The 15,550-nt window shown below is 70.1% G+C and carries 11 protein-coding genes; 5 read left to right on the forward strand and 6 right to left on the reverse strand.

Features of this window, described 5'->3' with window-relative positions:
* Positions 1 to 68: 68 nt before the first annotated feature.
* Together mazG and HND91_RS05335 are read left to right on the forward strand one after the other, a co-directional pair.
* Positions 69 to 887: a nucleoside triphosphate pyrophosphohydrolase gene (gene mazG / locus HND91_RS05330; protein WP_181705492.1), complete on the forward strand. Its 819-nt coding sequence runs from the start codon at positions 69 to 71 to the stop codon at positions 885 to 887.
* Positions 888 to 1,157: 270 nt separating this feature from the next.
* Positions 1,158 to 1,976, forward strand: a complete 819-nt coding sequence (locus tag HND91_RS05335; RefSeq protein WP_181705493.1) for a transporter substrate-binding domain-containing protein — start codon at positions 1,158 to 1,160, stop codon at positions 1,974 to 1,976.
* 420 nt (positions 1,977 to 2,396) lie between these two features.
* On the opposite strand, the gene HND91_RS05340 is transcribed toward HND91_RS05335, so the two are convergent.
* The 4 genes from HND91_RS05340 to HND91_RS05355 all read right to left on the reverse strand — a co-directional run bounded on the left by HND91_RS05340 (position 2,397) and on the right by HND91_RS05355 (position 7,323).
* Positions 2,397 to 2,810 carry a type II toxin-antitoxin system VapC family toxin gene (locus tag HND91_RS05340; RefSeq protein ID WP_210272591.1) on the reverse strand — a complete coding sequence of 138 codons (414 nt, stop codon included), beginning with the start codon at positions 2,808 to 2,810 and terminating at the stop codon, positions 2,397 to 2,399.
* Positions 2,810 to 3,037: an antitoxin gene (locus HND91_RS05345; protein ID WP_181705494.1), complete on the reverse strand. Its 228-nt coding sequence runs from the start codon at positions 3,035 to 3,037 to the stop codon at positions 2,810 to 2,812. Before HND91_RS05345 ends, HND91_RS05340 begins: the two co-directional genes overlap by 1 nt.
* 140 nt (positions 3,038 to 3,177) lie before the next feature.
* The gene (gene mfd / locus HND91_RS05350) at positions 3,178 to 6,831 is read right to left on the reverse strand and encodes a transcription-repair coupling factor (protein ID WP_181705495.1); all 3,654 of its coding nucleotides are present in this window, start codon (positions 6,829 to 6,831) and stop codon (positions 3,178 to 3,180) included.
* A 186-nt stretch (positions 6,832 to 7,017) separates the two neighbouring features.
* Positions 7,018 to 7,323 carry an FAD assembly factor SdhE gene (locus HND91_RS05355; RefSeq protein ID WP_181705496.1) on the reverse strand — a complete coding sequence of 102 codons (306 nt, stop codon included), beginning with the start codon at positions 7,321 to 7,323 and terminating at the stop codon, positions 7,018 to 7,020.
* A gap of 286 nt (positions 7,324 to 7,609) precedes the next feature.
* Here HND91_RS05355 and HND91_RS05360 point away from each other — a divergent pair, with 286 nt between their 5' ends.
* The 3 genes from HND91_RS05360 to HND91_RS05370 all read left to right on the forward strand — a co-directional run bounded on the left by HND91_RS05360 (position 7,610) and on the right by HND91_RS05370 (position 11,495).
* On the forward strand, positions 7,610 to 8,491 hold the full coding sequence (locus tag HND91_RS05360; RefSeq protein ID WP_181705497.1) for a DMT family transporter: 882 nt from the start codon (positions 7,610 to 7,612) through the stop codon (positions 8,489 to 8,491).
* Between the two features lie 281 nt (positions 8,492 to 8,772).
* Positions 8,773 to 10,887 (forward strand): ATP-dependent DNA helicase RecG, encoded by a 2,115-nt coding sequence (recG, locus tag HND91_RS05365; RefSeq protein WP_181705498.1) that lies wholly within the window; start codon positions 8,773 to 8,775, stop codon positions 10,885 to 10,887.
* A 305-nt stretch (positions 10,888 to 11,192) separates the two neighbouring features.
* Positions 11,193 to 11,495 (forward strand): CcdB family protein, encoded by a 303-nt coding sequence (locus tag HND91_RS05370; protein ID WP_181705499.1) that lies wholly within the window; start codon positions 11,193 to 11,195, stop codon positions 11,493 to 11,495.
* 250 nt (positions 11,496 to 11,745) lie between these two features.
* On the opposite strand, the gene HND91_RS05375 is transcribed toward HND91_RS05370, so the two are convergent.
* On the reverse strand, positions 11,746 to 13,377 hold the full coding sequence (locus tag HND91_RS05375; protein ID WP_181705500.1) for an alpha-D-glucose phosphate-specific phosphoglucomutase: 1,632 nt from the start codon (positions 13,375 to 13,377) through the stop codon (positions 11,746 to 11,748).
* Positions 13,374 to 15,521, reverse strand: a complete 2,148-nt coding sequence (gene glgX, locus HND91_RS05380; RefSeq protein ID WP_210272592.1) for a glycogen debranching protein GlgX — start codon at positions 15,519 to 15,521, stop codon at positions 13,374 to 13,376. The genes HND91_RS05375 and glgX overlap by 4 nt, the downstream gene beginning before the upstream one ends.
* Positions 15,522 to 15,550: the final 29 nt, after the last annotated feature.

The following is a 15,550-nucleotide window of genomic DNA, read 5'->3' on the forward strand; positions in this document are numbered from 1 at the left end:
CGGCCAGTGGCCTCCCGGCGGCGGCGGTGATAGGGAGGAGCCCCGTTCCATCCGACGAGGAGCCGCCCGTGCAGCCCGGCCGCGACATCACGATCCTGCTCGACATCATGGCCCGCCTCCGCGACCCGGAGACCGGTTGCGCCTGGGACGTGGAGCAGACCTTCCGGACGATCGCGCCCTATACGATCGAAGAAGCCTACGAGGTGGCGGACGCCATCGAGCGGGGTGACCGGCCGGACCTCTGCGACGAGTTGGGCGACCTGCTGCTCCAGGTGGTCTATCACGCCCGCATGGCGGAGGAGGAAGGCAGCTTCGCCTTCCCGGACGTCGTTCAGGCGATCACCACCAAGATGATCCGCCGGCACCCGCACGTGTTCGGCCCGGAGGAGACCCGCTCGGCCGTCATGGCCAAGGGGCTCTGGTCCAAGATCAAGGCTGAGGAGAAGGCGGAGAAGCGGGCGCGCCGGGAGGCCGCCGGGCTCGGCGAGGAGGACGGGCTGCTCGCGGAGGTGCCGGCCGGCATGCCGTCGCTGTTCGCGGCGGTGAAGCTGCAGGACAAGGCGGGAACCGTCGGGTTCGACTGGAACGACCCGAAGGCGGTGATCGCCAAGATCCGCGAGGAGCTGGACGAGATGGAGGCGGAGATCGAGGCCGGGTCGGGCGCCTCGGCCGTCGAGGGCGAGCTTGGCGACGTGCTGTTCGCGCTCGCCAACCTCGCGCGCCACCTGAAAGTGGACCCGGACGCCGCGCTGCGCTCCACCAACCAGAAATTCCGCAAGCGGTTCGGCTACATAGAGCGAAGCCTCAAGGCGCGCGGCCAAACCTTCGCCGAGGCCGGGCTGGAGGCGATGGAGGCGCTCTGGCAGGAGGCGAAGACGGCGGACTGAGGCGGCCGGGCGCGCCCGCAGGGGGTGGCGACGGGGATGGTCGGACGTCCCTCCCCGCCTCGCCGCCGCCTCCCTCCCCTGCCGCCCGATTGATCATCCCGGCGTCCGGATAGGCAGCGCATGCCACCGGATCGACGCCGGAACCGTTTTTGGCATTCTCGATATTTTTGCCGCCCGCCTGAGGGGTAGGCTTTCCCCATGGGTCGACCCGACCGCGGTCGGCCGTTCACGTGGGGCAGACATACGATGACGGTAAGAACTCAATTCGGCATGCGTCTGGTGCGCGCCGCGGCCGCCGGCCTCGCGCTCGGCTCCCTCGTCGCCGCCGGGGCCACCGGCGCGCGGGCCGAGGTGCTGAAGATCGGCAACGAGGGCACCTATCCGCCCTTCTCGATCGTGGACTCGTCTGGCCAGGTGGTGGGCGTGGAGCCGGACCTCGCCCGCGAGGTGTGCAAGCGCATGAACGTGGAATGCGAGATCGTCGCCATCGACTTCAAGGCGCTGATCCCGTCCATGCTGCAGGGCAAGTTCGACCTGATCGCCACCCAGCTGGCCCCGACGGCCGAGCGCGCCGAAAAGGGCCTGTTCAGCCGCCCCATCGTGTACAACCCGACCACCTTCGTGGTGCCGGCCTCGTCCGACTGGACGTTCACGGCTGAGGGCCTCGCCGGCAAGAAGATCGGCCTGCAGCGCGGCGCCGCGACGATCAAGTACATCGAGACGCACTTCGGCAAGACCATGGAATTCGTGCTCTACGACAACCCGGACCAGATCAAGCTGGACCTGCTGGCCGGCCGCATCGACATGACGTTCGACAGCAAGATCAACTGGACCATGGAGCTGATCAAGAAGCCGGAAGGCAAGGACTGGAAGCTCGTGGGCGATCACTGGATCGGCGACCCGTCCGTGCCCGAGGACAAGCGCGGCTTCTCGTGGTTCGTCCGCAAGGACAGCCAGGAGCTGCTCGACAAGGTGAACGTGGCGCTCGACGCGATCATCGCGGACTGCACCTACACCAAGATCCGCGCCAAGTACCTGGACGTGCCGACGCTCCAGGGCGACGCGGACTGCGTGGCGAAGATGAACTGACCGGCAAAGAGCTGGTGGAGCGAGAGGCCGCCGGGTGGCAACGCCCGGCGGTTTTCGCGTTTCCCGGCGAAATGGGAAGAAATGCGTGGGTGGTCCGCCTGCGCGGACCATGACGGTGGAGGGTGGGGCGGACGGGGAGCTAGGCGGGCTGGAGCGGGCGTTGCCGCAAGGCGATGTCTCGGTGCGCCCTCCCCTTCCTGTTCGTCATGGTCGGCTTCGGGCCGACCATCCACGCATCTGCGGGGGGAATGCCTGGTTCGCGGGCGAGGACCATGACGGTGGAGGGTGGGGCGGACGGGGGTGCGCCCTCCCCTGCGTGTTCGTCATAGTCGGCTTCGGGCCGACCATCCACGCATTGCGGCGGGGGAATGCTTGGTTCGCGGGCGCGGACCATGCCGGTGGTGGGTGGGGCGGTGTGGTCTAGGGCGCCGTCCAGTCCTCGACCTGGAGGCCGGACACGCGCGCGAACTCCCGGACGTTGTTGGTGACGAGCGGCAGGTCGGAGGCGATGGCCTGGGCGGCGATCCAGAGATCGTTGTTGCCGATCATGGCGCCGCGACGGGCAAGGTCCGCCCGGATCACCGCGTAGGCTCGGGCCGCCTCCGAGGTGACCGGCAGGATCGTGAAGTAGGCGAACACGGAGTCGAGGAGCGCGCGAGACCGCGCCGGGTCCGGGCTCTTCTCCACACCGAAGAGGAGTTCGCCCTCGGTCACGACCGAAAGGGCGAGGTCGCCGACCGCGTGTTCGGCGATGCGGGTCCGGAGGCGGCTCGTCGGCGCGCTCTTCTTCAGGTGAACGAGGACGTTCGTGTCGACGAGATAGCGGATCGCCATCAGGGCTCGTCCCGCTCCTGGGGCGCGGCGTCGTCCGGCACCTCGAGAAGATCATCCGGAAGGGCGTCGATCAGGTCGAAAAGGCCGGCCATGGAGCGGGGCTTCTCCCGCAGCACGATCTCGTCGCCCCGACGGAAGATCTCCACCTCGGTCGAGGTGAAGCGGAACTCGCGGGGGAGACGGACGGCCTGGCTGTTGCCGGACATGAAGATCTTGGCGGTGGGCATGGGCGCTCGCGTATATATGGGACGGATATACGGTAGCGGAGGGATGGGTCGGGGGCAAGCGGCGCGGGAAAATGCGTGGGTGGTTCGCATGCGCGGACCATGGCGGTGGAGGGAGGATGGGAGGGGTGTCGCCCCTCCCCTCAGCGTCGTCCGAAGCCGCTGCCGCCTTTGGTGCCTCGGCCCTTGGCCTTGAAGCTGGCGACGCTGGGGTAGCTGCCCTTGCGGACGGGTTCGGGGGGTGGGGGTGGCGGGGTGACCGGCATGGTGAGCTTGGTGGGCGCGCCGGATTTGGCCTCGTCGACCATCTTGGCGAGACGGACCAGGATGGCGGCGGTGCCCTTGAGGCGCTGCTCGGGGTCGGGCCAGTCGCGGACGAGGACGATCTTCTGGTCCGGGCGGATCTTGGCCATGATGCCCTGCTCGCCGATGTACTTGACGAGGGCCGGCGGGTTGTCGAAGCGGCCCTCGCGGAAGGAGATGACGACGCCCTTCGGGCCGGCGTCGATCTTGTCCACGTTGGTCTTCCGGCAGAGCGCCTTGATGGTCACGATCTTGAGGAGGTGTTCCACCTCGGTCGGCAGCGGGCCGAAGCGGTCGATGAGCTCGGCGCCGAAGGCGTCGATGCTGGAGGCGTCCTCCAGGTCGGCGAGGCGGCGGTAGAGGCCGAGGCGGAGGGTGAGGTCGTTGACGTAGTGGTCCGGGATCATCACCGGCGTGCCGACGGTGATCTGCGGGCTCCACTGGTCTTCCGACAGGCTCTCGTCGCCGGTCTTCAGGGCGGCGACGGCTTCCTCCAGCATCTGCTGGTAGAGCTCGTAGCCGACCTCCTTGATGTGACCCGACTGTTCCTCGCCGAGGAGGTTGCCGGCGCCGCGGATGTCGAGGTCGTGGGACGCGAGCTGGAAACCGGCGCCGAGGGTGTCGAGGCTCTGCAGCACCTTGAGGCGACGCTCCGCCTGGGCGGTGAGCTTCTTCTCCGCCGGCGTGGTGAAGAGCGCGTAGGCGCGGGTCTTGGAGCGGCCGACGCGGCCCTTCAGCTGGTAGAGCTGGGCGAGGCCGAACATGTCGGCGCGGTGGACGACCAGGGTGTTGGCGGTCGGGATGTCGAGGCCGGACTCCACGATGGTGGTGGAGAGGAGGACGTCGTACTGGCCTTCGTAGAAGGCGTTCATGATGTCTTCCAGGTCGGTCGCGGCCATCTGGCCGTGGGCGACCGCGACCTTCACCTCCGGCACGTGCTTCTCCAGGAATTCGCGCTGGGAGGCGAGGTCGGAGAGGCGCGGGCAGACGTAGAAGGCCTGGCCGCCGCGGTACTTCTCGCGCAGGAGCGCCTCGCGGATGACGAGCGGATCGAACGGCGTGATGAAGGTGCGGACGGCGAGGCGATCCACCGGCGGCGTGGCGATCAGCGACAGTTCGCGCACGCCGGTGAGGGCGAGCTGGAGCGTGCGCGGGATCGGCGTCGCCGACAGGGTGAGGACGTGCACGTCGGCCTTCAGCTCCTTCAGGCGCTCCTTGTGCTTGACGCCGAAGTGCTGCTCCTCGTCGATGATGAGGAGGCCGAGGTCCTTGAAGGTGATGCCCTTGGCGAGAAGCGCGTGGGTGCCGACGACGATGTCCACGGTGCCGTCGGCGATCCCTGCGCGGGTGGCGGCGAGCTCCTTGGCGGGGACGAGGCGGGACGCCTGGCGGACCTCGATGGGCAGGCCGCGGAAGCGGGCCTCGAAGGTGCGGAAATGCTGGCGCGACAGCAGTGTGGTCGGCACCACCACGGCCACCTGCTTGCCCGACATGGCGGCCAGGAAGGCGGCGCGGAGCGCCACCTCGGTCTTGCCGAAGCCGACGTCGCCGCAGACGAGGCGGTCCATGGGGCGGCCGGAGCCGAGATCGCCCATGACGCTGTCGATGGCGTTCAGCTGGTCGTCGGTCTCGTCATAGGGGAAGCGGGCGGCGAACTCGTCATAGACGCCTTCGGGCGGGATCAGCGACGGGGCGGTGCGGAGCATGCGGGCGGCGGCGGTCTTGATCAGCTCGTCCGCCATCTCGCGGATCCGCTTCTTCATCTTGGCCTTGCGGGCCTGCCAGGCGCCGCCGCCGAGCTTGTCGAGCTGGGCCTCGGTGTCCTCCGAGCCGTAGCGGCTCAGGAGCTCGATGTTCTCCACCGGCAGGAAGAGGCGGTCGCCGCCGGCGTACTGGATCTCCAGGCAGTCGTGCGGGGCGCCGGCGGCCTCGATGGTCTTCAGGCCCATGAAGCGGCCGATGCCGTGGTCCACGTGGACGACGAGATCGCCCTCGGCGAGGGCCGCCACCTCCTTCAGGAAGTTGTCCGCCCGCTTGCGCCGGTTGGCGCCGCGGATGAGCCGGTCGCCGAGCACGTCCTGCTCGGCGACGACCACCACCTCGGGGAGTTCGAAGCCGGTCTCCACGCCGAGGATGGCGAGGGGCAGCACGTGCGCGGGCGACTTCAGGGCGGCCGCGAGGTGCGGCACGGTGTCGGTCTGCTGGACGCCGTGGTCGGCGATCACCTGGGCGAGGCGATCGCGGGAGCCCTCCGACCAGCAGGCGAGGACGACGCGCCGGTTCTCCGCCTTGAGGGCGCGGATGTGCTGGACGAGGACGTCGAACACGTTGGCGTCCGGGCTGGCGCGCTCGGCCGCGAAGGACCGGCCGGTCTTGCCGCCGAGATCGACGATCTTGGCGGACGACTGTTCGGGCCGATGGAAGGGCGTGAGGCGGGCGACGTCGCGGCTGTCGAGGGCGGCCTTGACCTCGCGCTCCAGGAGGTAGAGCGCGCCCGGCGGGAGCGGCTTGTAGGGCGCGCCGGCGCCGCCGTCCTTCAGGGCCTGGATGCGGGCGTCGAAGTGATCGGCGACCGTGACGAGGCGCTCGGTGACGGCTTCGTCGGCGAGCGGGTCGAGCACGTACGGGGCGTCGGGGACGTAGTCGAACAGGGTGGCGACGCTCTCGTGGAAGAGCGGCATCCAGTGCTCGACGCCGGCGTAGCGACGGCCCTCGGAGACCGCCTCGTAGAGCGGGTCGCCGGACGTGGCGGCGCCGAAGGCGGCCACGTAGCCCTGGCGGAAGCGCTTGATGGAGGCGGGCGTGAGCTGGACCTCGGACATGGGCACGAGGTCGAGCCGGATCAGCTGGCCGACGGTGCGCTGGGATTCCGGATCGAAGGTGCGGATGGATTCCAGCGTGTCGCCGAAGAAGTCGAGCCGGACCGGGTATTCGGCCCCGGGGGCGAAGAGATCGAGGATGCCGCCGCGGACGGCGTATTCGCCGGTGTCGCGGACGGTGGAGGTGCGGGAAAAGCCGTTGTCCTCCAGCCAGGCGGTGAGCGTGCCCATGTCGATGCGGTTGCCGGGCGCGGCGGCGAGCACCGCGCCGGAGACGAGCGACGGCGGCACCACCTTCTGGACGAGGGCGTTGACCGTGGTGAGGAGCACGAAGGGCCTGGCTTCGTCGCGGCTCGCCACGAGGGCGGCGAGCGTCGTCATTCGGCGCGCCACGATGGCGGGCGTCGGCGAGACGCGGTCGTAGGGAAGGCAGTCCCAGGCCGGGAATTCCAGGATGCCGATCTCGGGCGCGAAGAAGGCGAGCGCGCGCTGGAGCTGGGCGAGGCGCTGGCCGTCGCGGGCGACATAGACGGCGCGCACACCCTTGGCGGGGCCGGACCGGGCGATCTCGGCGAGCGCGTAGGCCTCCGCCCCGTCCGGCACGCCCGCCACGGTGACGGCGCGGTATTCGTCGAACAGGTGGGCGTCGAGGGGCTTCTGGTCGGAACGGGGCATCTCGGCTCGTGGAAGCAGCCTCGACGCCGCGAAGGGTCGGCCGAGGGGACAACGGCAGGTCTCCGCCGAGCCCCCGAGGGGCCCGTCGGCATCGGGCTTCTATGTAGCGCCGGGCGGCGGGAATGTCAGGGGGAAAGCGTGCGACACGCGAGGACCGCCGCCCTGCCTGGTCAACCGGTCAATCGGTCAGCCGGTCAGCGGATTGGCGAGCGCGAAGGCGAGGACCTTGTCGGTCACGGGGCCCTTGTAGTTGTCCGGCGTCGGCTCGCGGCCCAGGATCCAGCCGAACAGGTCGCGGTCGGGCACTTCCATGAGGCGCTCGAACGCCCCGAGTTCGTCGTCGGTAAGGTCGGCGATGTGGGCGTCGGCGAAGCGGCCGAGGAGAAGGTCCATCTCCCGCGTGCCCCGGTGCCAGGCGTGGTAGAGCGCCTTGCGCCGGCGGGTGTCGAGGTCGTCCGAGGTGCGGGTGAGACCGTAGGACTTCACGGACATGGGCGGGCTCCGGGCATCGGCGGTGTGTGTCGGCGGATATGTAGCGCGGCCGGAGGCGGCTGTCAGGCGCGCCGGGCCGTCGCGGGACGGAACTTTCGCATCATGTCGGACCGTTCGGGCGGGGGTGGCGGGAGCGGCACGCCCGCGGCGGCTCGGGGATCGGCTAGGCTGCCTGCGGCGCGAGTCGGCCGGCCACCGGCCGCCGAGGGCGCGAGCGGCTGCTGACGCGTGCGGGCGGCGGATGCGCGCAGCATGGCGCCGGGGCATCCCGGCGGAACGGAGCATCATGGGCGGAGCGGATCGGCGGCTGTACGGCATGGCCCTGGTGGCGGTGGGAACGGTGCTCTGGAGCACGGCGGGCCTCTTCATGCGCTCGTTGGATCTCGATGTCTGGACGGTGCTCGGCTGGCGCGCGCTGTTCGGGGCGCTGGCGCTGTGGCTGATCGTGCTGGCGCGGCACGGCCGGAAGTCTGGCGAGGCGGTGCGCTCCATCGGTCTTGCCGGGCTGGTGGCGGTGCCGATCACGGCGGCGTCCATGGTGAGCTACGTGGCGGCGCTGAAGCTGACCACGGTGGCGAACGTGCTGGCGGTCTACGCGACGGTGCCCTTCCTGGCGGCGCTGATCGCCTGGGTCTGGCTCGGCGAGCGCGCGACGCCGCGGGTGCTGCAGGCGAGCGGGATCGCGCTCGTCGGCATCCTGGTGGTGACGGGCTTCTCGGCGCGGCCGGAGGATGTGGCGGGCAGCGCCCTCGCCTTCGTGATGACCGCGAGCTTCGCCGTGGTGCTGGTGATGGCGCGGCGATATCCGGGGATGGAGATGGCGTCGCTGAACGCGCTCGGGGCGGGGCTCGCGGCGCTTCTCGCCTGGCCGATGATGGGCGAGGCGATCCCGCCGGCGCGGGACCTTCTGATCCTGGCGGGGTTCGGCGTCACCACGTCGGGGCTCGCGTATCTGCTGTTTCTCGTGGGCGGCCGGCACATCCGCTCCAGCGAGGCCGGGCTGATCGGCATGACGGACGTGGTGCTCGGCCCGCTGTGGGTCTGGCTCGCGTTCGGCGAGAACCCGGGCGTGGCGGCCGTGGTGGGATGCGCCATCGTGATGGCGGCGGTGGGCTGGTACCTCATGGACGCGCTGCGCGCGGAGCCGGCCGGGGCGGGAGGCGGGTGAAATCCTGCACCCCGAAGGCAGGTGGCCCGAAGGGTCGGATAGGGCTGTCGTCCTTGTGGGCGGGGCTTGGTCGCAGGGTCGGGAACGATGGCGTTGGTCAGGGTTGCTGGAGCGGGATGGTTCCAAGACGATCCCTTCCGGCCGGCTTTTCCGGCCACCTTCCCCTGAGGGGAAGAATATCGGCGGCGATCTGGGTGCCGGCTCCGTTGTAGCTCCTCGCCTGCGCTTGGGGTAAAGCCGGGCGACGCGGTGTTTCCCTTTAACCTGAACCGACTCGCCTGATGCGCCCTGCCCTTCTCAACCCGCTGTTCGCGCCGCTCTCCGCCCTGCCGGGCGTGGGGCCGAAGCTGGCGCCGAAGATGGGGCGGCTGGTGGGGCCGACCGGCGAGACGGCGCGGGAGGCGGTGATCGCCGATCTGCTGCTGCATCTGCCGCGCGAGGTCGTCGACCGGTCGCGGGAGGCGCTGATCGCGACGGCGCCGGAGGGGGCGATCGTGACGCTGAGGGTGCGGGTGGACCGGCATCGGGCGGCGCCGCCGAACAACCCGCGCATGCCCTATCGGGTGATGGTGCACGACGAGAGCGGCGAGCTGGCGCTGACCTATTTCCACGCGGAGAAGGCCTGGCTGGAGAAGCTGTTCCCGGTGGGGGAGATGCGGCTCGTGTCGGGCCGGATCGAGTGGTTCAACGGCTCGCCCCAGATGGTGCATCCGGACCACGTGGTGAGCCTCGACGAGGCGGAGAAACTTCCGCGCATGGAGCCGGTCTATCCGCTGACCGAGGGCGTCACGGCGCGGGTGTTCCGCAAGGCCGTGGAGGGCGCGCTGGAGCGCCTGCCCGCGCTGCCGGAATGGCAGGACGCCTCGGTGCTCGGCCAGGAGCGGTGGGTGGGGTTCGGCGAGGCGCTGCGCCGGCAGCATCGACCGTTGGAGCCGTCGGACCTGTCGGAGGAGAACCCCTTTCTCGCCCGACTCGCCTATGACGAACTGCTGGCGGACCAGTTGGCGCTCGCCCTTGTCCGCCGATCCTTGCGCACGGTGACCGGACGGGTGCGCCGGCCGACCGGAGCCTTGCAGGCGAAGATCCGGGCCGCCCTGCCCTTCGCGCTCACCGGATCCCAGGAAGGCGCGATCCGGGACGTGCTCGCCGACATGGCGGCGCCGACGCGGATGATCCGGCTCGTGCAGGGCGACGTGGGCTCGGGCAAGACCATGGTGGCGCTGTTCGCGGCGGCGGCGGCCGTGGAGGCCGGCGGCCAGGCGGCCTTCATGGCGCCGACGGAGCTCCTGGCGCGCCAGCACGCCCGGTCCATCGAGCGGCTTTGCGAGGCGGCGGGCATCCGGCTCGCCGTGATGACGGGCGCGGACCGGCCGAAGCAGCGCAAGGAGACGCTGGAGGCGGTGGCGATCGGCGAGGTGGACATCCTGGTCGGCACCCACGCGCTGTTCCAGCAGGGCGTGCAGTTTCGCGACCTGGCGCTCGCCGTGGTGGACGAGCAGCACCGGTTCGGCGTGCACCAGCGGCTGGCGCTGTCGGCCAAGGGGGACCGCACCGACCTCCTCGTCATGACGGCGACCCCGATCCCGCGCACGTTGCAGCTCTCCTATTTCGGCGACATGGACGTGTCGCAGCTGACCGAGAAGCCGGCCGGTCGCAAGCCGATCGTAACGCGGACCGTGTCGCTCGACCGGCTGGACGAGGTGGTGGACCGGATCGAGGCGGCGGTGCGGAGCGAGAGCGCCAAGGCCTACTGGGTCTGCCCGCTGGTGGAGGAGAGCGAGGTGAGCGACCTCGCCGCCGCCACCGAGCGGTTCGAGATGCTGAAGACGGTGTTCGGCGACGCTGTGGCGCTGGTCCACGGCAAGATGAAGCCGGCCGAGAAGGACGCCGCCATGAGGCGCTTCGCCTTCGGCGAGGCGCGGGTGCTGGTGGCGACCACGGTGATCGAGGTGGGCGTGGACGTGCCCGACGCCACCATCATGGTGATCGAGCACGCGGAACGCTTCGGCCTCGCCCAGCTTCACCAGTTGCGCGGGCGCGTGGGCCGCGGCAAGGCGGCGTCCACCTGCCTCCTCCTGTTCAAGGGGCCGCTCGGGGAGACCGCCAAGGCGCGCCTGTCGGTGATGCGCGACAGCGAGGACGGCTTCCGCATCGCCGAGGAGGACCTGCGGTTGCGCGGCGGCGGCGAACTGCTCGGCACCCGCCAGAGCGGCGCGCCCGGTTTCCGGCTGATGCGGCCGGAGATCCACGGGCGGCTGGTGGAGATGGCGCGCGACGACGCGGCGCTGGTGCTGGCGCGCGATCCGGATCTGGCGGGAGAGCGAGGTCAGGCGCTCAGGGTGCTGATGTACCTGTTCGGGCGGGACGAGGCGGTGCGGCTGATCCGGGCGGGGTGATAAGGAGATTGTCAGAAAGCGCAAAAAGCTTGTAAACTAGATGCGCCTGGACGGTGGAGGTGAGGACCATGGGCAGGACGCGACCTGCGCGCTCGGAGCTGATGCCGCCCGGTACGCCGTCGACAGACGGTACGCCCGTCGACAGTGGAAACCGACATAGCCGGACCGCGACACGGCAAACTGAGCCGGTCGAGGCACCGTTCGACGCAGCCCGATGGGCGGAGGAGAATGGCGACGCGATCAAGCTCTGGAAAGAGTGGGCAGAGCGAAACGGACCGTTTCTGAAGCCGATCTGGGACCGGTGAATGGCCCGGTTCGACGTCTACCCCATGCGGGGGTCCGACGATTGCTTTCTGGTCGCCGTCTCCAGCCCTCTGATCGATGGCCTCGGCGTGCGGGTCGTTGTCCCGCTTGTGCCGCCCGACCGAGTACCGCCGGCCACACCAAGGCTCCACCCGCAGATCAGCTTGAACGGACAGCGTCTCGTGCTCGTGACGCACATGATCGCCGCGGTCCCGATCAGCGACGTGCCGGTCGCCATAGGCAGTGCCTCTCAGGAGGAGTACGCCATCGGCCGCGCGCTCGACCTTATATTCTATGGCTTCTGAACAAGGTTGCCGGATCCGCGACGGTAGGGTGCTCAATACCGAGACAGCGGGCAGAACGAACAGACATGCGCCGCCCCATAATCCTTCGGTTCTTCGGACAGATGCCGTCATCCCGGCGGACGCCGGGATCAAACTGCCGCATAGATCGATCAAGCCGGGGCGGCGTTGGCCCAGGTCGGTTGGACCCCGGCGTTCGCCGGGGTGACGACCTGCATGGACCTAGGCCCCCGCCCCTTCAGTCCGCCTCCCCTCAGGTGATCACGTCCGGGGCCTCGCGGCCGGTGCGGGTCTTGATCTGGGCGAGGGTTTCGGCGGCTTCGATGACGGGCTTCAGCGCCTCCTGGGCGTCGAGGCCGTGGCGGGCGGGGTCCTTCTCGTAGTTCTCCAGGTAGACGCGGAGGGTGGCGCCCTCGGTGCCGGTGCCGGAGAGGCGGAAGACGAGGCGTTCGCCGCCTTCGAAGAGGATGCGGATGCCCTGCTTCGTGGTGGTCGAGCCGTCGACCGGATCGAGATAGGAGAAGTCGTCGGCGGCGGTGACCTTGAGGCCGGCGACCGTCTGGCCGGGGAGGTCCGGCAGCATGGCGCGCAGGTGGTCCATCAGGCCCTCGGCCGAGGGGGCGTCCACCGCCTCGTAGTCGTGCCGGGTGTAGAAGGTGCGGCCGAACTCGGCCCAATGCTTCACCTGGATGTCCTTCAGGCTCTCCTTGCGGACGGCGAGGATGTTGAGCCAGAGGAGCACCGCCCAGAGGCCGTCCTTCTCGCGCACGTGGTCGGAGCCGGTGCCGGCGCTCTCCTCGCCGCAGAGGGTGCAGAGCCCGGCGTCGAGGAGGTTGCCGAAGAACTTCCAGCCGGTCGGCGTCTCGTAGGCCTTGATGCCGAGCTTGGCGGCGACGCGGTCCACGGCACGGCTCGTAGGCATGGAGCGGGCGACGCCGGAAAGGCCGCGCTTGTAGCCCTTGGCGAGGTGGGCGTTGGCGGCCAGCATGGCGAGGCTGTCGGACGGGGTGACCACGGCGCCGCGGCCGAGCACGATGTTGCGGTCGCCGTCGCCGTCGGAGGCGGCGCCGAAGTCGGGGGCGTCGGGGCCCGCCATCAGGTCGTAGAGCTCCTTGGCGTAGATCGGGTTCGGGTCCGGATGGCCGCCGCCGAAGTCGGGCAGCGGGACCGCGTTGACCACCGTGCCGGCGGGGGCGCCGAGCACCTCCTCCAGGATGCGCTTCGCGTAGGGGCCGGTGGCGGCGTGCATGGCGTCGAAGCGCATGGTGAAGCCCGACTTGAACAGGCCCGCGATGGCGTCGAAGTCGAACAGGCCCTCCATGAGGGTGACGTAGTCCTCCACCGGATCGACGATGTCGACCACGCTGTCGCCAAGCGCGGCGGTGCCGAGGGTGTCGAGGCCGAGGTCCGCGCCCTCGGCGATGTGGTATTCGGAAATGGTCTTCGTCCGGGCGAAGATCTCGGCGGTGACGCTCTCGGGCGCGGGGCCGCCGTTGGCGCCGTTGAACTTGATGCCGAAGTCGCCGTCCTCGCCGCCGGGGTTGTGGCTCGCCGACAGGATGATGCCGCCGAAGGCGCCGAGCTTGCGGATCATGTTGGACGCGGCCGGCGTGGAGAAGAGGCCGTTGCGGCCCACGACGAGGCGCTTGGCGCCGTTCGCGACCGCCATCCTGATGATGGTCTGGATGGCGCGGTCGTTGAAGAAGCGGCCGTCGCCGCCGACCACGAGGGTCTCGCCCTTGACGCCGCCGACACCGTCGAAGATGGCCTGGACGTAGTTCTCCAGGTAGCCGGGCTCCATGAAGACGCGGGTCTTCTTGCGCAGGCCGGAGGTGCCGGGCTTCTGGCCCTCGATGGGGGTGGTCTGGATCGTCTTGATGGTCATGCCCCGTTCTCCGCGGTTGCTTTGGGCGGGCGTTTGCGCGTGTCGGCGGCGACTTCGGCAAAGGCCAGGATGGACCGTCCCTGCATCTCGATGAGGCGGCCGGGTGGAAGGGTGGCCCGTGAGGCCGGACTGCCGGTCGGCGCGTCGGTGGTCAGGATGGGTTCCCATCCGTGGCCGGCCTTGCCGCGCGGCAGGGTGATCGGAAGCTTGTCGCTGCCGGCGTGGACGAAAATGAGGACGGCCGGGCCGTCGGCCTCCAGGTGCGGCAGCGCGGCGCCGCGGAGCACGACGCCGAAGGAGCGCATGCCGCGCTGGCGCCAGTCGTCGGCGCTCGCCGGCTGGCCGCGCGTGTTGAACCACTGGACGTCGAGCATGTCGTCGGACGCCCGCTCCTCGGCATGGAGGAACCGGCCCTGGCGCAGCACCGGGTGGGCGCGGCGAAGCCGCGCCACATGGGCCGTGAAGGCGACGAGATCCGGGTCCTGGGCCGCGCCGGGCCAGTCCACCCAGCCGGTCGGGTTGTCCTGGCAGTAGGCGTTGTTGTTGCCGCCCTGGCTGTTCCCCAGTTCGTCCCCCGCCGTCAGCATGGGGACGCCCTGGCTGAGGAAGAGCGTGGCGATGAAGTTGCGCACCTGTCGCCGGCGGGTGGCGAGGATGCCGGGCAGGCCGGTCGGACCCTCGACGCCGTAGTTGGCGGAATGGTTGTCCGAGTGGCCGTCGCGGTTGTCCTCCAGGTTCGCCTCGTTGTGCTTGTGGGCGTAGGAGACGAGGTCGTGGAGGGTGAAACCGTCGTGGGCGGTGACGAAGTTGATCGACGCCCAGGGCCGGCGGCCGCGCCGGTCGAACAGATCGGCGGAGCCGAGGAGGCGGGCGGCGAACTCCGGCGCCACCGCCTCGTCGCCGCGCCAGAAGCGGCGGACGGTGTCGCGGTAGCGGTCGTTCCATTCCGAATGGCCGGGCGGGAAATTGCCCACCTGATAGCCGCCGGGGCCGATGTCCCAGGGCTCGGCGATGAGCTTGACGTCGGCGAGCACCGGATCCTGGCGGAGGGCGCCGAGGAAGCGGCCGTTCGGGTCGAAGCCGGTCGGCTCGCGGCCGAGGGTGGCGGCGAGATCGAAGCGGAAGCCGTCGATCCCGAGGGCGGTGACCCAGTAGCGCAGGCTGTCCATGACCAGCTGCGTGACGCGCGGGTGGCCGACGTTGAGCGTGTTGCCGGTGCCGGTGTCGTTCACGTACCAGCGGGGGCGGTTGGGATTCAGCCGATAGTAGCTGGCGTTGTCGAAGCCGCGGAAGGACAGCGTGGGGCCGTGCTGGTCCACCTCGCCGGTGTGATTGTAGACCACGTCGAGGATGACCTCGATGCCGGCGGCGTGGAAGCGATCCACCATGGCGCGGACCCGCTCCAGGGTGCCGACGCCGCGGGTGGTCTGGTCGTAGCGGGGCTCCGGGGCGAAATAGGCGATCGGCGAGTAGCCCCAGTAGTTGGTGAGGCCCTTGCGCACCAGGAAGCCTTCGTCGGCGAAGGCCTGGATCGGCAGGAGTTCGACGGCGGTGACGCCGAGGCGCACGAGGTGGTCGAGGATCGCCGGATGGGTCAAGGCCTCGTAGCGGCCGTGCAGCTCCTCCGGGACGGCCGGATGGCGCATGGTGAGGCCGCGGGCGTGCGCCTCGTAGATGACCGTCTCGGCCATGGACCGGTTCGGCCGCCCGGTCACCGGCGGCAGGAGGCCGGGGTCGGTGACGAGGGCCTTCGGGACGACGGGCGCGCTGTCGCGGTTGTCGAAGGTGAGGTCGTCGAGGGTGAGCGCCTGGTAGCCGGCCATCACGTCGGCGGAGCGGATGCGGCCGGTGAGCACCCTGGCGTAGGGGTCGATCAGGAGCTTGTGGGGATTGAAGCGGTGGCCCGCCTCCGGGTCGTAGGGCCCGTGGACGCGGAAGCCGTAGGCTGTGCCGGGCCGCAGGCCGGGCACGTAGCCATGCCAGACCTCGTCGGTCAGTTCCGGCAGGCGCAGCCGGGCGTATTCGTGGCCGGTGAGCGGCGCGAACAGGCAGAGGTCCACCGCCGTCGCGTGGGCGGAGAAGACCGCGAAGTTCACGCCGTCGCCGTCGAAGGTGGCACCGAGCGGATACGGGCGCCCGGCCATGACCGCGTGCCCGCCGGCGCCGGGCGATC

Origin of the sequence: Chthonobacter rhizosphaerae (genome assembly GCF_013839525.1) — a bacterium.
Classification (GTDB): domain Bacteria; phylum Pseudomonadota; class Alphaproteobacteria; order Rhizobiales; family Pleomorphomonadaceae; genus Chthonobacter; species Chthonobacter rhizosphaerae.